Source organism: Bradyrhizobium sp. Rc3b (assembly GCF_900114915.1).
GTDB lineage: Bacteria > Pseudomonadota > Alphaproteobacteria > Rhizobiales > Xanthobacteraceae > Bradyrhizobium.
The window spans coordinates 228,399-246,937 of record NZ_FOUS01000007.1 but is presented as its reverse complement, the minus strand read 5'-3'; the positions used below and the strand labels follow the sequence as shown (position 1 = coordinate 246,937).

Here is an 18,539-nt window from a genome sequence, read left to right as displayed (position 1 = left end):
CGGGCAGGTCGTACACGCTACGATTCAAACGAAAAGGCGCTCCTTGCGGAGCGCCTTTTGCTTGTCGCAGACGTCCGGGCTGCTTAGCCCGAATAGTACATCTCGAACTCGACCGGATGCGGGGTCATTTCGAAGCGGGCGACTTCGGTCATCTTCAGCTCGATATAGGCGTCGATGAAGTCGTCGTCGAACACGCCGCCGGCCTTGAGGAAGCCGCGGTCCTTGTCAAGGTTTTCCAGCGCCTCGCGCAAGCTACCGCACACGGTCGGGATCTGCTTCAGCTCTTCCTTCGGCAGGTCGTAGAGGTCCTTGTCCATCGCCGGACCCGGATCGATCTTGTTCTTGATGCCGTCGAGGCCGGCCATCAGCATCGCGGCGAAGCCGAGATACGGGTTGGCCATCGGATCGGGGAAGCGCACCTCGACGCGCTTGGCCTTCGGCGAAGCGGTGTAGGGGATGCGGCAGGAGGCCGAGCGGTTGCGCGCGGAGTAGGCGAGCAGCACCGGGGCCTCATAGCCCGGGACCAGACGCTTGTAGGAGTTGGTCGACGGGTTGGTGAAGGCGTTGATCGCCTTGGCGTGCTTGATGATGCCGCCGATGTAATGCAGGCAGGTCTCCGACAGGTCGGCGTATTTGTTGCCGGCGAACACCGGCTTGCCGTCCTTCCAGATCGACTGGTGCACGTGCATGCCCGAGCCGTTGTCGCCGAAGATCGGCTTCGGCATGAAGGTGGCGGTCTTGCCGTAGATGTGCGCGACCTGGTGGATGCAGTACTTGTAGATCTGCATGTGGTCGGCCATCAGCGTCAGCGTGTCGAACTTCATGCCGAGCTCGTGCTGGGCTGAAGCGACCTCGTGGTGATGCTTCTCGACCTTGACGCCCATCTTGGCCATGGCGCCGAGCATTTCCGACCGCATGTCCTGCACCGAGTCCTGCGGCGGCACGGGGAAGTAGCCGCCCTTGGTGCGGATGCGGTGGCCGAGATTGCCGCCTTCATATTCGGTGTCGGAATTGGTCGGCAGCTCCGAGGAGTCGAGGCGGAAACCGGTCTTGTAGGGCTCTGCCGAATAGCGCACGTCGTCGAACACGAAGAACTCGGCTTCGGGTCCGACGAACACGCTGTCGCCCACGCCCATCGACTTCACCATGGCCTCGGCCTTCTTGGCGATGCCGCGGGGGTCGCGGTTGTAGGGCTCGCCGGTGGTCGGCTCGAGCACGTCGCAGGTGATGACCATGGTGGTCTCGGCGAAGAACGGGTCGATCGTCGCGGTGACCGGATCGGGCATCAGGCACATGTCGGACTCGTTGATCGCCTTCCAGCCGGCGATCGAGGAGCCGTCGAACATCGTTCCTTCGGCGAAGATGTCATCGTCGATCATGCTGACGTCGAACGTCACATGCTGCCACTTGCCGCGCGGATCGGTGAAGCGCAGGTCGACGTACTTGACGTCGTTGTCCTTGATCGATTTCAGGACGTCTTTGGCGGTCTTCATGCATACCCCTTTTGGCTCTGCGGGTCGGTTTCCAGATGAGCAAAATTATTCTCGCTCGGGCGAGTTTTGCGCGACCGCACAAACGAAATCAGGCCGCCGAAGCAGCCTTCTTTCTAGTCGGAGTGTCGCAAAATTCGGGATAGCACCCGTCTCAGATAGCGTCCAGCCCGGATTCGCCGGTTCGGATGCGGATCGCCTCTTCGATGTTGGAGACGAAGATCTTACCATCGCCGATGCGACCGGTCTGCGCTGCGCGGCGGATGGCGTCGATGGCGCGCTCGACCAGATCGTCGCCGATCACGATCTCGATCTTCACCTTGGGCAGGAAGTCGACGATGTATTCTGCGCCGCGGTAGAGCTCGGCGTGCCCCTTCTGCCGGCCAAAGCCCTTGGCTTCGGTGACGGTGATGCCCTGAAGGCCGACTTCCTGAAGCGCTTCCTTCACCTCGTCGAGCTTGAATGGCTTGATGATGGCTTCGATTTTCTTCACTGCGCGCCTCCCGGCCTTTCGATCAAATAGCAACGTCTTCGTCAGGATGCGCTTTTCTTAACGCACGATCTTGTCTTCGCTATGCCGGGATCCCTGACCAATCCGGCAACAACGGCCGGCCACACTTTGATAAATGCCAGTGAGCACGACGAACCGAAGCGGCTTCCTCGAAAGCAGGGTCTATGCCAAGTTGCAAATGCCCTGATTATTGGAGCGTTATCAGCCTTTTAACGAGCATCTCTGAGTAGTGGTGCCGACCTGCACAAAATACCGAAGACTACGAAATAGGCAAACGGTTCAATATGTGTGCAGATCGATGTTCCCGAGGGTGGGGCGGCACGGAACGTGCCTGTTGAAAAGGCGTTTGGACCAGGGAAGTGGCATGGAAGTTCTGACCACCGCTGAAATGCAGCGCGCCGACCAGCTCACCATCGCGGCCGGCACGCCCGGTTTCAAGTTGATGCTGAGCGCGGGCCAGGCCGTCACCGATGCCGCCCAGGCGCTGGTGGAGGAGGGGCCGATCCTGATCGTGGCCGGCCCCGGCAACAATGGCGGTGATGGTTTTGTCGCAGCCGCCGAGCTCGCCGCGCAGGGGCGGGAGGTCTCAGTCATCCTGATGTGCGAGCGCGACCAGCTCCAGGGCGACGCGGCCTCCGCCGCGCGCGGCTGGAAGCACCCGGTACTTCCGTTCAATCCGCAGGCGATCGGACGGCCGGCGCTGATCATCGATGCGCTGTTCGGCGCGGGCCTCAGCCGTCCCGTCGATGGCGAGGCGCGCGCGATGATCGAGGCGATCAACGCCAACGGCGCCCCCGTGCTCGCGGTCGACCTGCCGAGCGGCATCAACGGCACCAGTGCGGCGGTGATGGGCGCGGCGGTGAACGCCACCGAGACCGTCACCTTCTTCCGCAAGAAGCCGGCGCATCTCTTGCTCCCCGGCCGGATGCATTGCGGCCGCGTGCGCGTCGCCGACATCGGCATCGACGCGCAGGTGCTCGACGAGATCGCGCCGCAGACGTTCGAGGACGATCCGGATGTCTGGGGCGCCGCTTTTCCGGTGCCGCGTATCGACGGCCACAAATACGCGCGGGGGCATGTGTTGGCGGTCTCCGGCGATGCGGCGGCGACCGGCGCTGCGCGGCTGGCCGCGCGCGGTGCACTGCGGGCAGGGGCGGGCCTGGTAACGCTGGCGAGCCCGCGCGATGCGCTCGCGATCAATGCGGCCGCGCTCACGGCCGTCATGGTTCGCCCCGTCGATACCGTCGTCGAGTTCGGCGAGCTGCTCGGCGACAAGCGCTACAACACCTGCATGATCGGCCCCGGCGCGGGCATCGGCGAGCGCACCTGCGATCTCGTTCACACCGCGCTCGGTGCGCAGCGTCGTCTGGTGCTCGATGCCGATGCCCTGACGAGCTTTGCCGCAACCCCCGAGCGCCTGTTCGAATCGATCAAGTCCTCGCAAGACATTGCGGTGGTGCTGACCCCGCACGAGGGCGAATTTCCGCGCCTGTTCTCCGACCTCAGCAACAAATTTCCGGGCCGCTCCAAGCTGGAGCGCGTGCGAGATGCCGCCGAGCGCTCCGGCGCCGTCGTGCTCCTGAAGGGACCCGACACCACGATCGCCGCCCCCGACGGCCGCGCGACCATCGCCGCCAACGCGCCGCCCTGGCTCGCCACCGCGGGCGCCGGCGACGTGCTCGCCGGCATCATCGCAGGGCTGCTGGCGCAAGGCGTGCCGGCGTTCGAGGCCGCCAGCATCGGCGTCTGGATGCATGGCGAGGCGGGACGCGAAGCCGGGCCAGGCCTGATCGCAGAGGACCTGACCGAGACGCTGCCGGCCGTGCACCGGCGGATTTATGATGCGCTGGGGGTGGAGTACTAAGCTGTTCGCTACGGCGGGTAGGATGGGTAGAGCGCAGCGAGACCGATCCTACAAGAGACTTACCACCGCAGCAGTCCCGTAGGGTGGGCAAAGCGAAGCGTGCCCACGTGCCTCCCGAAAAATTAAAAATGGTGGGCACGGCGCGAAGAGCGCCTTTGCCCACCCTACCGGAGCCGAGCGCTGAGCGCGCTTAGCTCACTCCACCCCATACCAGCGCACCAGCCGCGGCGCGGCCCAGTCCGTGACGACGGATTCGATCAGCCATTGTCCGGATGCGGTCGCCGCGAAGGCGATGCGCTGGGTCTGGCCGGGCTCGACCGCGAGCGTGTCGAGCCAGTAGGGCTTCCAGCCGTCGTCGAGCTTGTCGAGCAGGCGGAAGTGGTGGCCGTGCAGATGGAAGACGGTCGACATTGGGCCGGGGTTCTTGAGGGCCAGCACGACGGTGCGGCCGGGCTTAGCGCGGAAGGCCGGGGCGGAGGATCTGGAGAAGTCGGCACACCGTGCCCACCCAGCATCGGCCGCGCCGAGCGCGACATCGAACCGCAGGGCGCCTCTGAGATCGAGCTTGTCGGGCAGGTCGTTGGAAGGAAGCGGCTGCGGCGGCAACAGCGGCGCGCGGCGCTCCAGCCTGCCGGAGACGGCAAGCGAGCCGATCGGATGCGCCTCCTTGCCGTCATGGAGCAGAATCGGGGCCGAGCTGGCCGCATCCACGATGGCATCGGCACGCCCGCCCGGGGCCAGGACCAGAGCGCCATTGCGCGCCGGAAACGGTTCGGCTGGTTGTCCGTCCAGGGCCATCACCCGGACGTCGTGGTTTTCTAATCTGATCGCCAGAACAGTGCGTTGGGAGCCGTTGATAAAGCGCAGCCGCAAACGCTCGCCAGCTGCAGCTGAGAGTTCAAATGAAGTCTGCCCGTTAAGCGTATAGAGCGGCGTCGCGTCCTTTGGAGCGCGTCCCGGGGGGAGTGCCGTGCCGTCCGGCCGCAGCCGCCACTCCTCGATCAGCAGGACCTCGTCGCGATCGACGGCGCTAGCGTTTGCCTCCTGCGCGATGACCGGAAGCGGGCGCGCTGGCCGCGCCAGGACGTCCTCGAACAGGCGGAAGTCTGCCAGCAGGGTTCCCGCGTTTAGTACTGAAATAATTGAAGTTTCGGTCGTCCCCGGCGGGGCGGGCGCGCGCCCGCGCAGCGGGTCGGCCGCGGCTGGGCCATTGAGGCCGTACCAGGTTGGGGCAAGCGGGACATGCAGGTCGTTGCGAAACACCACCTCGCAGCGATCGCCGCGCTTGAGACGGACGTTCCCGAGGTGGCTTACGGCGGCCAGCTCCCAGATTGGTGTAGCGGGCTGACCCGGCCTGAGAGCCAGGGTTTGCGGCCTTGCCTGAAGGGAAAGCTGGGCGGTCAGGGCCGGCGCGGCACTGCTGGCGACCAACCCGGCCGCCGAGGCGCCAAGCCCGGTGCCAAGCCCGGCGGCAAGGCCGGCCAAAAGCTCACGTCGGGTCGGGTCAAAGAACCGCGTTTTCATGGGCCGATCCGGACCACGCCACGCTGGATAAGTCCAGCCATCGTGCCTACGTAAAGCCTGCCTCCATCGGGCCATTTTTTTGCTGCGAACAGTCAGGCACATGTTATAAGCCCGGCCGCCCGCGGCATCGCGGCCGGTTTGGATGCAAATTCACGCGGGCGTGGCGGAACTGGTAGACGCGCTGGATTTAGGTTCCAGTGACGAAAGTTGTGGGGGTTCGAGTCCCTCCGCCCGCACCAAGCGCTTATCGCGTTTGCACGGATTACGAGACCTGCTTTCGCGCGGAGTTTGTCCGCCGGGAGCCGGTTCGATGAAGCACCGGCGTTGAGGCGTTTGCCTCGCGCCGGATCGATTGATGACAGCGTCCCGATGCATGCGCGCCGGGACCGAACGAGAAGAAGATTGGACGCCATGCAGGTCACAGAGACCCTCTCGGAAGGTTTGAAGCACGAGTTCAAGATCAGCGTTCCCGCGTCTGATCTCGACGCCAAGGCTGGTGCCAAGCTCGTTGACCTCAAGGACAAGGTCCGCATCAACGGCTTCCGTCCCGGCAAGGTGCCGGTTGCTCACCTGAAGAAGGTCTACGGCCGCTCGGTGATGGCCGAGACCATCGACCAGACCATCCGCGACACCAACACGCAGCTGTTCTCCGAGCGCGGCTTCCGCCTTGCGACCGAGCCCAAGATCACCATGCCGAGCGAGCAGGCCGAGGTCGAGGAGCTCCTGAGCGGCAAGACCGATCTCACCTACACGGTTGCGATCGAGGTGGTGCCGGCAATCGCGCTCGCCGACTTCAAGTCCTTCCAGGTCGAGAAGCCCGTCGCTGATGTCACCGACGCCGATGTCGACGAGGCGATCAAGCGCATCGCCGACACCAACCGCGGCTATGCCGCGAAGGCCGAGGGCGAAAAGGCCGCCTCCGGCGACCGCGTCACCATCAACTTCAAGGGCTCCATCAACGGCGAAGTCTTCGAGGGCGGCACCGGCGAAGGCATCCAGGTCGTGATCGGCTCCAACACCTTCATTCCCGGCTTCGAGGAGCAACTGATCGGCATCGGCGCGGGCGAGACCCGCACGCTGAAGGTGTCGTTCCCGAAGAACTACATGAACGACAAGCTCGCCGGCCAGCCGGCCGAGTTCGAGACCACCGCGACCTCGATCGAAGCGCCGCAGGACATCGCGATCGACGACGAGTTCGCCAAGACGCTTGGCCTGGAATCGCTGGACAAGCTCAAGGAAGCCGCGCGCGAGCGTCTGAACGTCGAGTTCGCCGGCGCGACGCGCCAGCGCGTCAAGCGCGCGCTGCTCGACCGCCTCGACGAAGCCCATCGCTTCGAGGCGCCGCCCTCGCTGGTCGACGAGGAGTTCAATCTGATGTGGAACTCGGTCAAGGCCGAGATGGACTCCGCCGGCAAGACCTTTGCCGACGAGGACACCACTGAAGACAAGGCCAAGGAGGAGTACCGCAAGATCGCCGACCGCCGCGTGCGGCTCGGTCTCGTGCTCTCCGAGATCGGCGAGAAGAACAAGATCACCGTGACCGACGACGAGGTCGGCCGCGCCGTGATCGAGCGCGCCCGCTCGATGCCCGGCCGCGAGAAGGAGGTCTGGGACTATTACCGCAGCAACGCCCAGGCGTTGGCCCAGCTCCGTGCACCGATCTATGAGGACAAGGTCGTCGACTTCATCCTCGAGCTCGCCAACGTGACCGAGAAGAAGGTCTCGCGCGAGGACCTCTACAAGGACGACGAAGCGGAAAAGACCGCGGCCTGAGGCCCGTTCCGATACCATCGGAATGGGGCTCTGAGGCAGCCATCCATTAAGGATGATCAGCGAAGAGGCCCAGCTAGCCAGATGGCCGGCTGGGCCTCTTTGTGCGAATCAGCTTCAACTGCCCGACGGATTAAGCCTTAATGCGCTCCGCACTTGTCAGGCGCGAATTGGGCTATATCTGTCGGTACGCCTTCTACCTCTACCAAGTTCCTGCATCACGGGACGTCCATCGGCCTTCAGCAGATCCAGCTCAAACTGGCAGTCAAGCCTGGCGATGTCCGCCTCTTAAAAACCCTAGGTGACTCATGCGCGATCCGGTTGAAACCTACATGAACCTCGTGCCCATGGTGGTCGAGCAGACCAACCGTGGCGAGCGCGCCTACGACATCTTCTCGCGCCTCTTGAAGGAGCGCATCATCTTCCTGACCGGTCCGGTCGAGGATGGCATGTCGACGCTGGTCGTCGCACAGCTGTTGTTCCTCGAGGCGGAAAATCCGAAGAAGGAAATCTCGATGTACATCAACTCGCCGGGCGGCGTGGTGACGTCGGGCCTTGCGATCTACGACACCATGCAGTTCATCCGCCCGCCGGTCTCGACGCTGTGCACGGGGCAGGCGGCCTCGATGGGTTCGCTGCTGCTCGCCGCCGGCGAGAAGGACATGCGCTTCTCCCTGCCGAACGCGCGCATCATGGTGCATCAACCCTCCGGCGGCTTCCAGGGCCAGGCCACCGACATCATGCTGCACGCGCAGGAAATCCTGAACCTGAAGAAGCGGCTCAACGAGATCTACGTGAAGCACACCGGCCAGACCTACAAGGCGATCGAGGACGCGCTGGAACGCGACAAGTTCCTGACCGCGAACGACGCCAAGGAGTTCGGCCTGGTCGACAAGGTCATCGACAAGCGTGCCGAGGAACCGGCGGCGGCGAAGACCCCGTAGCACTACTGGGGCTCTGCGGCGATCCCTTGTCAGGCCCTTGGGCAACTCCTTGGGATCGCCTCATACCGTCAGTTGGCGTTCACGCTATGGACGCGTGCGCGCGTCGCAAAACGGTATTTGCGCCCTGCGACAAGCAGAAAGTTCCGCTTTCGTGCTTGTTTTTCGTGGTAATCCAGCAACGCCGGGGTGATTTCGATCACTTCGCCCGTGCCAAGACCGGAAATCACGGTATTGTCACGGGTAGCCGGCGACCCCCGATTAGCGAATTCTTGATAGTCGGGTGACAGCATGGTTGGCTACGATTGATCGGCTATGATCGCGGAGAATCGAGTGACCGTGATTCGCACGGGATGTAACGCGTAGGGTCTTTTTTGGTACGGAATTTGCTCTACTTAAGCTTCATGCCGACCATCGTGTCGGAATGGAGCGATCGAGCGGAACGGGATCGAACCGCGGACGGAGACATGAATGAGTAAGGTCGGCACGAGCGACTCCAAGAACACGCTATATTGCTCGTTCTGCGGCAAGAGCCAGCACGAAGTCCGCAAACTGATCGCGGGTCCCACGGTCTTCATCTGCGACGAGTGCGTCGAGCTCTGCATGGACATCATCCGCGAGGAAAACAAATCCTCGCTGGTCAAGTCGCGCGACGGCATTCCGACGCCGAAGGAAATCTGCAAGGTCCTGGACGACTACGTGATCGGCCAGAGCCATGCGAAGAAGGTCCTGTCGGTCGCGGTGCACAACCACTACAAGCGCCTCAACCACCAGACCAAGCACAACGACGTCGAGCTCGCGAAGTCGAACATCCTGCTGATCGGTCCGACCGGCTCGGGCAAGACGCTGCTCGCGCAGACGCTCGCCCGCATCCTGGACGTGCCGTTCACCATGGCCGATGCGACGACGCTGACCGAGGCCGGCTATGTCGGCGAGGACGTCGAGAACATCATCCTGAAGCTGCTCCAGGCCGCCGACTACAACGTCGAGCGCGCCCAGCGCGGCATCGTCTACATCGACGAAATCGACAAGATCAGCCGCAAGTCCGACAACCCCTCGATCACGCGCGACGTGTCGGGTGAGGGCGTGCAGCAGGCGCTGCTCAAGATCATGGAAGGTACGGTGGCTTCGGTCCCGCCGCAGGGCGGCCGCAAGCATCCGCAGCAGGAATTCCTGCAGGTGGATACCACCAACATCCTGTTCATCTGCGGCGGTGCCTTCGCCGGCCTCGAGAAGATCATCTCGGCGCGCGGACGGTCGACCTCGATCGGCTTCGCAGCCCAGGTAATGGCGCCGGAAGACCGCCGGACTGGCGAGATCTTCCGCCACGTCGAGCCTGAGGATCTCCTGAAGTACGGCCTCATCCCCGAGTTCGTCGGGCGTCTGCCGGTCGTGGCGACGCTCGAGGACCTCGATGAGACCTCGCTGAAGAAGATCCTCACCGAGCCGAAGAACGCGCTGGTGAAACAGTACCAGCGGCTGTTCGAGATGGAGAACATCGAGCTGACCTTCGCCGACGAGGCGCTTGGCGCGGTTGCCCGCAAGGCGATCGAGCGCAAGACCGGTGCGCGGGGCCTTCGTTCGATCCTCGAGGCGATCCTGCTCGAGACCATGTTCGATCTGCCGGGCCTGGAAGGTGTGGAAGAGGTCGTGATTTCGCGCGAAGTCGTGGAAGGAACGGCGCGTCCGCTCTACATCTACGCCGATCGGTCCGATCGCGCCGTCGAGAACGCCAGCGCCTGATCTTTCGGCGCTGGAACGCTCCAATTGTATCCTCAAACTGGGCTGCGGAAATGTATCTCCGCAGCCGGTGTTGCGTCGCTTACCGCGTTGCGTAAGCGCCTGATGGCGCGCGTTTTTCAATGACTTGACACCCCCCGGGTCGATAGCCACCTAATGTCGGCGGCGAGCGAAAATTCTCTTCCAGATTCGCCTCAGTTCCGATCCGGCGAGCCGGTCCAACGCGATAAACGGACCGATCGGTTTTGCGGATCACCTCGGCACCTTGTGGCGGTTGCGCATGAGCATGGCGGGCTGCGTGCAAGGGGGCAAAGCAAAAGGAAAAGGCCATGACTAATCCAAAACCCAGGCCAACCATCGTTCATGGCGAAACGCACGCCTATCCCGTGCTGCCGCTGCGCGACATCGTCGTCTTCCCGCACATGATCGTTCCGCTCTTCGTCGGTCGCGAGAAGTCGATCCGCGCGCTCGAAGAGGTGATGAAGAACGACGCGCTGATCATGCTCGCGACGCAGAAGAACGCGTCCGACGATGATCCGGCGCCCGACGCCATTTACGAGACCGGTACGCTTGCCAGCGTGCTGCAGCTCTTGAAGCTTCCCGACGGCACCGTGAAGGTGCTGGTCGAAGGGCTCGAGCGTGCGCGCGTGCAGAAATACACCGATCGCGCCGACTATTACGAAGCGACCGCCATTGCGCTGGCCGATACCGATGCGAAGTCGGTCGAGGCGGAAGCGCTGGCGCGCTCGGTCGTGTCCGACTTCGAGAGCTATGTGAAGCTCAACAAGAAGATCTCGGCCGAGGTCGTCGGCGTCGTGCAGGCGATCACCGATTTCGCCAAGCTCGCCGACACCGTTGCCTCGCATCTCGCGGTCAAGATCGCCGATCGCCAGGGTATCCTGGAGACTCTGTCCGTCACCACGCGCCTGGAGAAGGTGCTGGGCCTGATGGAGAGCGAGATCTCGGTGCTGCAGGTCGAGAAGCGCATCCGCTCACGCGTCAAGCGCCAGATGGAGAAGACCCAGCGCGAGTATTATCTCAACGAGCAGATGAAGGCGATCCAGAAGGAACTCGGCGACGACGACGGTCGCGACGAGCTCGCCGATCTCGAAGAGAAGATCGCCAAGACCAAGCTCTCCAAGGAAGCGCGCGAGAAGGCGCAGCATGAATTGAAGAAGCTGCGCCAGATGTCGCCGATGTCCGCGGAAGCGACCGTCGTGCGCAACTATCTGGATTGGCTGCTGTCGATCCCGTGGAACAAGAAGTCCAAGGTGAAGAAGGATCTGGAAGCGGCGCAAGCCATACTGGACTCCGATCACTACGGGCTGGAGAAGGTCAAGGAACGTATCGTCGAGTACCTGGCGGTGCAGTCGCGCGCCAACAAGCTCACGGGCCCGATCCTGTGCCTCGTCGGTCCTCCCGGCGTCGGCAAGACCTCGCTCGGCAAGTCGATCGCGAAGGCGACGGGGCGTGAGTTCGTGCGCGTCTCGCTTGGCGGCGTGCGTGACGAGGCCGAGATCCGCGGTCACCGCCGCACCTATATCGGCTCGATGCCCGGCAAGATCATCCAGTCGATGCGCAAGGCGAAGTCGTCCAATCCGCTGTTCCTGCTGGACGAGATCGACAAGATGGGCGCCGATTTCCGCGGCGATCCGTCCTCGGCTCTGCTCGAGGTCCTCGACCCCGAGCAGAACGGGACCTTCAACGACCACTATCTCGAGGTCGACTACGATCTGTCCAACGTGATGTTCATCACGACCGCGAATACGCTCAATATTCCGGGCCCGCTGATGGACCGCATGGAGATCATCCGGATCGCCGGCTACACCGAAAACGAGAAGGTCGAGATCGCGCGCAAGCATCTGATCCCGAACGCCGTGTCCAAGCACGGCCTGGACTCCAAGGAGTTCTCGATCGACGACGACGCGCTGCTGCTTCTGATCCGCCGCTACACCCGCGAGGCGGGCGTGCGTAACCTGGAGCGTGAGCTCTCCACACTCGCCCGCAAGGCGGTGAAGGAGCTGATGATCTCCAAGAAGAAGTCGGTCAAGGTCACCGAGAAGACTCTGGAAGAGTTGCTCGGCGTGCCGAAGTACCGCTTCGGCGAGATCGAGAGCGAGCCGCAGGTCGGCATCGTCACCGGCCTTGCCTGGACCGATGTCGGCGGCGAGTTGCTGACCATCGAAGGCGTCATGATGCCCGGCAAGGGCAAGATGACGGTCACGGGCAATCTGCGTGACGTGATGAAGGAGTCGATCTCGGCGGCGGCGTCCTACGTCCGCTCGCGCGCGATCAACTACGGCATCGAGCCGCCGATGTTCGATCGCCGCGACATCCACGTGCACGTGCCGGAGGGCGCGACGCCGAAGGACGGTCCGTCCGCGGGCGTCGCCATGGCCACCGCGATCATCTCGGTCATGACCGGCATCCCGGTCCGCCACGATGTCGCGATGACCGGCGAGATCACGCTGCGCGGCCGGGTGCTGCCGATCGGCGGCCTCAAGGAGAAGCTGCTGGCTGCGGCCCGCGGCGGCATCAAGACGGTGCTGATCCCCGAGGACAACGCCAAGGATCTCACGGAGATTTCCGATGCGATCAAGGGCGGCATGGAGATCATCCCGGTCTCGCGCCTCGACGACGTCGTCGCCAAGGCGCTGGTGAAGAAGCCGGTGCCGATCGTCTGGGAAGAGGACACCAAGGTGACGGTGAAGCCGGACGGCGACGAAGCCGCCGGCGGCCTGACCGCTCACTGAGGCTCAGCGAAAAGATGATAGAACGGCGCCTTCGGGCGCCGTTTTTGTTTTGGGGGCAGGGGGAGGAGGCCGATGCAGGTCGACGGGCAATGCCATTGCGGGACGATCACCTTCGAGGCCGAGGTCGATCCGGAGGCCGTCTCGGTCTGTCACTGCACCGATTGCCAGACGCTGACCGGCTCGCCGTTCCGGGTGACCGCCGTCTGTGCCGGCGCTGATGTCCGCCTGACCGGCGGCACACCCAAGATCTACGGCAAGCGCGGCGACAACGGCCGGATGCGCTTCCAGCACTTCTGCGCCGATTGCGGTTCCCCGCTGTTCACCAGCGGCGAGGGCGACCAGGCTGATGATTGGGGCATCCGCTGGGGCTCTATCCGCCAGCGCGACAAATTGCGCCCCGTCCGGCAGATCTGGTGCCAGTCTGCGGCGGTGTGGATCGACGCGGTGCCGCTGCTGCCAGGGAGGCCGCAGGATTGAGGTTGGCTTGCGACAGGCCCGCCTTCGCCCGTTGGGCTTCAGCGCGGCAGCCTTCGCTCGCTTCGCGCCACGAGCACGAATGCCGGCCTGCCGAGCCGTAGCTCGCGAAGCGAGCGAAGGCTGGTGGGCGGTCACGGATTCGAACCGCGGACCCTCTCGGTGTAAACGAGATGCTCTAACCAGCTGAGCTAACCGCCCCACGGCGCCTCTTTAGCGCCTCGGCGGGTGTCGGAGCAAGGGCCGAGCGCGCCCGAGGAGGCGGCGATCGTGCTCGCCGCCGCTGCGCAACGCCTCGGCCTGGAACCCCGCCTGATTGTCAGGCTGTCTTGGTGAACATCGTCAGGACACCGTCGGCGATATTGATCGCGACGACTTGCGACGAGCTCAAGCCCTTGGCCTTGAGCACGGAGGCCGCCTGTGGTGTGGCGTCGATGGACTGCCGGAGCGACTGGATGTCCTTGTCGCTTGTGTGCGCCACGAGTTCATCGACCTTCGCGCGGACGGCCGGCTGCAATTCCTTGACGTCGACAACCTGGATGCTGCGGATCTCCGTGCTGGACTGAGTGGACGGCTGTTCCGCGCCGGGTTGCGACGATGCGCCCTGTGCCTGCACGAGAGCCGGTGTTCCGAGGGAGAGAGCCGCAACGATGACGGACGCGGTGAATCTGCGCATGGGCATGCCTTTTCCAGTTTGAGGAACGGCGAAAGCTATCGACGAAATCTGGTTGGCATCTGATTCCGATGTGGCCGTTCGGTGAAACCAATGCGGCCGTAATGCGCGCGGATGAGACCGGCTGCGCAGGCTTCGGTGATGTCTACGGCAAGGGGGTAGCATCTCGTTTACACCGAGAGGGTCCGCGGTTCGAATCCGTGACCGCCCACCCGCCTTTGCTCGAAAGCGAGGCAACACTTCAACGTCGACGCCAAAAGGTCGAACAGCAATCAAACCACTCGACGAGGACAGGTGTTCCAGTTTGCAAGACTCGCCTTCGCCGCGCTGCGCCCGCGGCGTTCACTTCGACAGGCACGATGCGACCGGGAGCGACGTGCACCGCAGGCATATCCACCTCCGCAACAGGCGGTGGCCCAATGAAATGCACGCGGGGGGCGGCCTTGAGCGAGATCGGCAACGATTAGAGAGGGAGCGGAATGCTGGCACCAGGAAAGTGAAGAACAGCCAACTCTGGGGCCGGACGGGCCGGCACCAAAATTCGACCCGGCTAAACTCCTGAAGCTGCCGAAGAGTTAGGGACACACTTCCCTGTATCCGACCGATCCCGCACCCGACGAGCTCCCACTCTCGACCCGGCATCCCGATTTGACCGGACGACAGCCTCCGTTGCCGCATATAAGCTGCCCGCTTGCCTGAGGCTTGGATGGTTTGGCTTCCGTTTGCTTGCGCTCAGTATCCCGCTTCTTGGCGTCCTCGCGCGTCGCAACCGGTTTCTTGTCCTGCACCTTCTCGCATTCATTGTCGTCATTGACGCGGTAGCCGGCGCGGCAGGCGATCTTGGTGCATGTGTCGCCGTCTGCCTTGAAGCCGCGATCGCAGATCAGCGGGCAGACGCGGCCGGGCTTGGCCTTGATCGCGTCCAGCGCATCGAAGCTCGCGAGCTTGGCATCGAATTTGGTGCCGGCATATTTGTTGAACAGCGCCAGCGAACGTTGTGACGAGGCATTCCAATCGCCGTCTGCGGAAGCTGTCAGACAGCCGACACGGCGGAGCTCCGACTGCACCAGCTTTGTCGTTTCCTGCGGCGACATCGCCGGCAGAGTCGAAGAGGGCGCAACCGCTGCCACTTTCTGCTCCGTGTTGGCGGAGGCCTGTTTCTCGGCGGCCTGCTTGGCGGCGAGCTCAGCTGCGGCCTTGTCGCTCGCGAGTTTCTCGGCCAGCGCCTTCTCGGCAGCCTGCTTCTCGGCCATTGCCTTCGCGACTGCCGCCTCGGCTTCTTTCCGGCGTTGCTCGGCTGCGGCCGCCTTGGCTTCCTCGACCTGCTTGGCCTTCTCGGCGGCGAGACGCTTGTCCTCGGCCGCCTTGGCCGCGGCCGCCGCCTTCTCCTGCTCGGTCTTGGTGGCGCGCTCGGCTGCGAGCCGGGCCTTCTCCTCTTCCGCCTGCCGGGCCTTGTCCGCCGTGGTCGCGCGGGTTTCCTCGGCGGCGATCTTGTTCAACTGGCCTTTGGCGAGATCGGTATAGAAGCCGCTCGGAAAGCGGTTGAGGAAGGCGGTCCATCCGTCGCGCGTCCCAAGCTGAAGCGCCAGTTCGTAGTCGCGCCGGATCTCACTGTCGGGGTTGGCCTGGGGGCCGGCGACGACCGGTTTCGTCGCAACCAGCGGCACGTCGTCGCCGCCCAGCGAGCCATAGACATAAGGCTCCTGCTTGTAGCCGGTGTTCTTGAGGACATCGTCGCGAACGAAACCGAAGGCCTTGCGCAGGTCGAGCCCCGGCGTCGGCAGCCGTTCGACCAGCGCTGCGGCAAACGGGCTGTTTTTGGAGTTGCCGTCTGAGGCCGTCGAGCCCGCCTTCGCCGCGAAGGCGACCATGGTGTTCGGGCTGGTCGGCTCGACCTTAGCGAGACCGCGGCCGATGGCGCGCGCGGCGATCGTGCGTTTCATGGTCTTGGCAAAGGGATTGTCGCGGCAGGCATCGAGGATGACGAGGCGGAGCTGCTTGGCCGGCTCGACCGCGAACAAAGCGCGGTCCAGCGGCAGCGTCTCGTCGAGGACGTCGCTGTCGGTCTCGAGCGTTGCGTCGGTGGGGATCAGATAGTTGGTGCCGTCAAGCTCGATGCCGTGGCCGGCATAATAGACGACGGCGACGTCGGCCTCACGCGCTTTGCCACCGAAGTCGCGCAGCGCCCGCCGCATCTCGGCGGCATTGAGATCGAGCTTGATGTCGACGAGGTCGAACCCGGCCTTCTTCAACATGCCGCCGACCGCCGAGGCGTCGTTCACCGGGTTGGTCAGCCGAGGCGCGCTCTTGTAGGCGGAATTGCCCATCACCAAGGCGACGCGCTTTTCAGCGTGCGCTGATCCGCAGCCCAGGCAGAATATCGTCAGAAAAAATAGAAAAATCCGAATCGCGCCCATTGCAGCCCCAAATCGCAATGTGATCAGAGTAGTCGCAGTGTGCCCTGGAGGCAAAGGCGCCTAATGTGACGAACATCACAGGCGCCCCTTCCGGCATCGGCCAATGTCCGCCCGCAAGTCACAACGGAGGGTTGGCCAATGTGTGCTCTGCTCGATCTCATCTACCGACATGTCTGCCGGGCTTGTCTGCGGCAAGCGCGACGCATCAGCCAGGACCGTTCGACCAGCGTAATCTCGTAGTTCCGGGCCCCGGAGCGCGACCAGCCTTAACTCCTTGAAGGGTGCGCCCGCCATCCCGACGTGGTATCGCCCCTGTGCGGTTGCAAAACCGCGACGGGTGGGCATCGCGAATGGGAATGACCGGGAACACCATGCAGCAGCCAAGCGGACACGAGCAAAACGCTGACCAGATCGCCTATTGGAACGGCCCGAGCGGCCAGCGCTGGGCCGATCGCCACACGGCCCAGGAGAGCCTGCTCGGACCGATTGCCGAGGCGCTGATCGACCGCGCCAAGCCAAGGCCCGGTGAGCGCGTTCTCGATGTCGGCTGCGGCTCCGGCGCGACGACGTTCGCGTTCGCCAAGGCGGTGGCGCCCGATGGGTTCGCGCTCGGCCTCGACGTGTCCGAGCCGATGCTGTCACAGGCGCGCGCGTTTGCGCCAAAGGGCCTGCCGCTCGATTTCGTGCTGGCCGACGCCACCGTGCATCCGTTCGAGCCGGCGAGCTTCGATCTCTTGGCCTCGCGCTTCGGCGTGATGTTCTTTGCCGATCCCATTGCCTCCTTCACCAATCTGCGGCGCGCGCTGAAGCCGACCGGGCGGCTCGCCTTCGTATGCTGGCGCGAGCCGAAGGAAAATCCGTGGATGATGGCGCCGCTGATGGCGGTCTACAAACACGTGCCGAAGATGCCGCCGGTCGGGCCGGAGGAGCCGGGCCCGTTCGCTTTCGCCTCGGAAGAGCGCGTGATGCGCATCCTGAAAGGAGCGGGTTTCGTCGACATGGCGATGGAGCCGCGCAATCTGGCGATGGATGTGGCGATCGGCGGCGGCCTCGATGCCGCGGTTGATGGCGCCTTGCAGATCGGCCCCGCCAGCCGCGCACTGCAGGGACATCCGCCGGAGACGTACGCGGCTGCAAAAGCCTCGATCCGTGAGATGCTGGCGCCGTTCCTGAAGGGGCAGAGCGTCGCGTTGCAGGGCGCGATCTGGATCGTGACCGCGAAGGCGGGGTAGGATTCGCTGCCTCGCGACGTAGTGTGCCGACACTCCGTGTCGTTCCCGCGCGCGCAGGGACCCATAACCACAGGGAGAACTTTGGCGCGAAGCTGGTCACTCCGAGTCTTCGCCAAACCACGCACTGTGGTTATGGATCCCGGATTGCGCTTCGTTTGTCCAGGACGACAGCGGAGACTGGAGCGGCTACGCACCCCTCTCACACCACATCATCCGACGCCAGCGCGCAGCCATTGTCCGGATGGGTCTCGATCTGAAGCGTGGTGTGGCCGATGCGATGGGTCGCCTTCAGGAGCTGCGCCGTCTCCATCAGGAAGGCATCGCCGGCGCCAGTGGGCATGACGAGGTGGCAGGTCAGTGCCGTCTCGGTGGTCGAGATCGGCCAGACGTGGAGATCATGGATCGCCGACACGCCGGGACGCGCGAGCAGGAAGGCTCTGATCGCGGCGAGGTCGGTGCCTTTGGGCGCGGCCGCCATCGACATGTCGATGGAGCCGCGCAAGAGGCTGGTCGTGCTCCACAGGATGGTGGCGCAGATGACGAGGCTGGTGACGGGGTCGAGCCAGAGCCAGCCGGTCCAGATGATCAGCGCGGCCGAGACGACGACGCCGAGCGAGACCGCAGCGTCGGCGGCCATGTGCAGATAGGCGCCTTCGATGTTGATGTCGTCCTTGCGTCCGCTTGCGAACAGCAGGGCGGTGAAACCGTTGATGAGGATGCCGATGCCGGCGACCACCATCACGGTCACGCCCGCGACCGGCTGCGGCTCGCGCAGGCGCAGGATCGCCTCCCAGCCGATTGCGCCGCTCGCGACCAGCAGGAACACCGCGTTGGCCAGCGCCGCCAGGATGGTGGAGGCCCGAAAGCCGTAGGTGAAGCGGCCGCTCGGCGCGCGCCGTGCCGCGATCGAGGCGCCCCAGGCCACGACCAGACCGAGGACGTCGGACAGATTATGGCCGGCGTCCGCGAGCAGGGCGGTGGAGTTGCCGAGATAGCCGTAGACCGCCTCGGCCACGACCAGGGCGGTGTTAAGCGTGATACCGAGCGCGAACGCCTTGCCGAAATTGGCGGGGGCATGGACATGGTCGTGACCATGACCATGGTCGCCATGATCATGGTGGTGATGACCGTGATGGTCGTGGCTGCCCAA

At 64.1% G+C, this 18,539-nt stretch carries 14 protein-coding genes and 3 tRNA genes; 9 read left to right on the top strand and 8 right to left on the bottom strand.

Annotation, left to right across the window (positions count from 1 at the left end):
- Positions 1 to 83 precede the first annotated feature (83 nt).
- On the bottom strand, positions 84 to 1,493 hold the full coding sequence (glnA, locus tag BM190_RS18260; RefSeq protein ID WP_018320110.1) for a type I glutamate--ammonia ligase: 1,410 nt from the start codon (positions 1,491 to 1,493) through the stop codon (positions 84 to 86).
- Between the two features lie 151 nt (positions 1,494 to 1,644).
- Positions 1,645 to 1,983, bottom strand: a complete 339-nt coding sequence (locus tag BM190_RS18255; RefSeq protein ID WP_007603495.1) for a P-II family nitrogen regulator — start codon at positions 1,981 to 1,983, stop codon at positions 1,645 to 1,647.
- 382 nt (positions 1,984 to 2,365) lie between these two features.
- Here BM190_RS18255 and BM190_RS18250 point away from each other — a divergent pair, with 382 nt between their 5' ends.
- Complete coding sequence (locus BM190_RS18250) at positions 2,366 to 3,865, top strand: bifunctional ADP-dependent NAD(P)H-hydrate dehydratase/NAD(P)H-hydrate epimerase (protein WP_018320111.1); 1,500 nt, start codon at positions 2,366 to 2,368, stop codon at positions 3,863 to 3,865.
- Positions 3,866 to 4,060: 195 nt separating this feature from the next.
- Here the strand turns inward: BM190_RS18250 and BM190_RS18245 are convergent, their stop codons facing one another.
- On the bottom strand, positions 4,061 to 5,389 hold the full coding sequence (locus tag BM190_RS18245; protein ID WP_092257372.1) for a multicopper oxidase family protein: 1,329 nt from the start codon (positions 5,387 to 5,389) through the stop codon (positions 4,061 to 4,063).
- A 154-nt stretch (positions 5,390 to 5,543) separates the two neighbouring features.
- On the opposite strand from BM190_RS18245, the gene BM190_RS18240 reads away from it, so the two are divergent.
- The 3 genes from BM190_RS18240 (at position 5,544) to BM190_RS18230 (ending at position 8,103) form a co-directional block, all read left to right on the top strand.
- A tRNA-Leu gene (locus tag BM190_RS18240) sits at positions 5,544 to 5,628 on the top strand.
- A 172-nt stretch (positions 5,629 to 5,800) separates the two neighbouring features.
- Positions 5,801 to 7,162, top strand: coding sequence for a trigger factor (tig, locus tag BM190_RS18235; RefSeq protein ID WP_092257370.1), 1,362 nt, complete (start codon positions 5,801 to 5,803; stop codon positions 7,160 to 7,162).
- Positions 7,163 to 7,467: 305 nt separating this feature from the next.
- Positions 7,468 to 8,103 (top strand): ATP-dependent Clp protease proteolytic subunit, encoded by a 636-nt coding sequence (locus BM190_RS18230; RefSeq protein ID WP_018320117.1) that lies wholly within the window; start codon positions 7,468 to 7,470, stop codon positions 8,101 to 8,103.
- A 68-nt stretch (positions 8,104 to 8,171) separates the two neighbouring features.
- Here the strand turns inward: BM190_RS18230 and BM190_RS39620 are convergent, their stop codons facing one another.
- Complete coding sequence (locus BM190_RS39620) at positions 8,172 to 8,393, bottom strand: hypothetical protein (RefSeq protein ID WP_143109056.1); 222 nt, start codon at positions 8,391 to 8,393, stop codon at positions 8,172 to 8,174.
- Between the two features lie 178 nt (positions 8,394 to 8,571).
- Between BM190_RS39620 and clpX the strand changes: the two genes are divergently transcribed.
- From clpX to BM190_RS18215, 3 genes are all read left to right on the top strand, one after another.
- On the top strand, positions 8,572 to 9,843 hold the full coding sequence (clpX, locus tag BM190_RS18225; RefSeq protein WP_018320118.1) for an ATP-dependent Clp protease ATP-binding subunit ClpX: 1,272 nt from the start codon (positions 8,572 to 8,574) through the stop codon (positions 9,841 to 9,843).
- A gap of 326 nt (positions 9,844 to 10,169) precedes the next feature.
- Positions 10,170 to 12,593, top strand: a complete 2,424-nt coding sequence (gene lon / locus BM190_RS18220) for an endopeptidase La (RefSeq protein WP_018320119.1) — start codon at positions 10,170 to 10,172, stop codon at positions 12,591 to 12,593.
- 72 nt (positions 12,594 to 12,665) lie between these two features.
- On the top strand, positions 12,666 to 13,070 hold the full coding sequence (locus BM190_RS18215; RefSeq protein WP_092257367.1) for a GFA family protein: 405 nt from the start codon (positions 12,666 to 12,668) through the stop codon (positions 13,068 to 13,070).
- A 121-nt stretch (positions 13,071 to 13,191) separates the two neighbouring features.
- Here BM190_RS18215 and BM190_RS18210 read toward each other — a convergent pair.
- Positions 13,192 to 13,268, bottom strand: a tRNA-Val gene (locus BM190_RS18210).
- A gap of 118 nt (positions 13,269 to 13,386) precedes the next feature.
- Positions 13,387 to 13,749, bottom strand: a complete 363-nt coding sequence (locus BM190_RS18205) for a hypothetical protein (protein ID WP_092257364.1) — start codon at positions 13,747 to 13,749, stop codon at positions 13,387 to 13,389.
- 122 nt (positions 13,750 to 13,871) lie between these two features.
- Here BM190_RS18205 and BM190_RS18200 point away from each other — a divergent pair.
- Positions 13,872 to 13,951 (top strand) — tRNA-Val (locus BM190_RS18200).
- 364 nt (positions 13,952 to 14,315) lie between these two features.
- Here the strand turns inward: BM190_RS18200 and BM190_RS18195 are convergent.
- A complete protein-coding gene (locus BM190_RS18195; protein ID WP_092257361.1) occupies positions 14,316 to 16,157 on the bottom strand; it encodes a caspase family protein in 1,842 nt (613 codons plus the stop codon).
- 371 nt (positions 16,158 to 16,528) lie between these two features.
- Here BM190_RS18195 and BM190_RS18190 point away from each other — a divergent pair, with 371 nt between their 5' ends.
- The gene (locus BM190_RS18190) at positions 16,529 to 17,389 is read left to right on the top strand and encodes a class I SAM-dependent methyltransferase (RefSeq protein WP_092257771.1); all 861 of its coding nucleotides are present in this window, start codon (positions 16,529 to 16,531) and stop codon (positions 17,387 to 17,389) included.
- Between the two features lie 199 nt (positions 17,390 to 17,588).
- On the opposite strand, the gene BM190_RS18185 is transcribed toward BM190_RS18190, so the two are convergent.
- Positions 17,589 to 18,539: a cation diffusion facilitator family transporter gene (locus tag BM190_RS18185; RefSeq protein WP_092257359.1), complete on the bottom strand. Its 951-nt coding sequence runs from the start codon at positions 18,537 to 18,539 to the stop codon at positions 17,589 to 17,591.

What these genes read in the sequence shown, in the direction of transcription:
- tig (WP_092257370.1), top strand. Translation starts at nt 5,801, where the DNA reads ATGCAGGTCACAGAGACCCTCTCGGAAGGTTTGAAGCACGAGTTCAAG.
- BM190_RS18245 (WP_092257372.1), bottom strand. Translation starts at nt 5,389, where the DNA reads ATGAAAACGCGGTTCTTTGACCCGACCCGACGTGAGCTTTTGGCCGGC.
- glnA (WP_018320110.1), bottom strand. Translation starts at nt 1,493, where the DNA reads ATGAAGACCGCCAAAGACGTCCTGAAATCGATCAAGGACAACGACGTC.
- BM190_RS39620 (WP_143109056.1), bottom strand. Translation starts at nt 8,393, where the DNA reads ATGCTGTCACCCGACTATCAAGAATTCGCTAATCGGGGGTCGCCGGCT.
- BM190_RS18205 (WP_092257364.1), bottom strand. Translation starts at nt 13,749, where the DNA reads ATGCCCATGCGCAGATTCACCGCGTCCGTCATCGTTGCGGCTCTCTCC.
- clpX (WP_018320118.1), top strand. Translation starts at nt 8,572, where the DNA reads ATGAGTAAGGTCGGCACGAGCGACTCCAAGAACACGCTATATTGCTCG.
- lon (WP_018320119.1), top strand. Translation starts at nt 10,170, where the DNA reads ATGACTAATCCAAAACCCAGGCCAACCATCGTTCATGGCGAAACGCAC.
- BM190_RS18230 (WP_018320117.1), top strand. Translation starts at nt 7,468, where the DNA reads ATGCGCGATCCGGTTGAAACCTACATGAACCTCGTGCCCATGGTGGTC.
- BM190_RS18190 (WP_092257771.1), top strand. Translation starts at nt 16,529, where the DNA reads ATGCAGCAGCCAAGCGGACACGAGCAAAACGCTGACCAGATCGCCTAT.
- BM190_RS18215 (WP_092257367.1), top strand. Translation starts at nt 12,666, where the DNA reads ATGCAGGTCGACGGGCAATGCCATTGCGGGACGATCACCTTCGAGGCC.
- BM190_RS18195 (WP_092257361.1), bottom strand. Translation starts at nt 16,157, where the DNA reads ATGGGCGCGATTCGGATTTTTCTATTTTTTCTGACGATATTCTGCCTG.
- BM190_RS18250 (WP_018320111.1), top strand. Translation starts at nt 2,366, where the DNA reads ATGGAAGTTCTGACCACCGCTGAAATGCAGCGCGCCGACCAGCTCACC.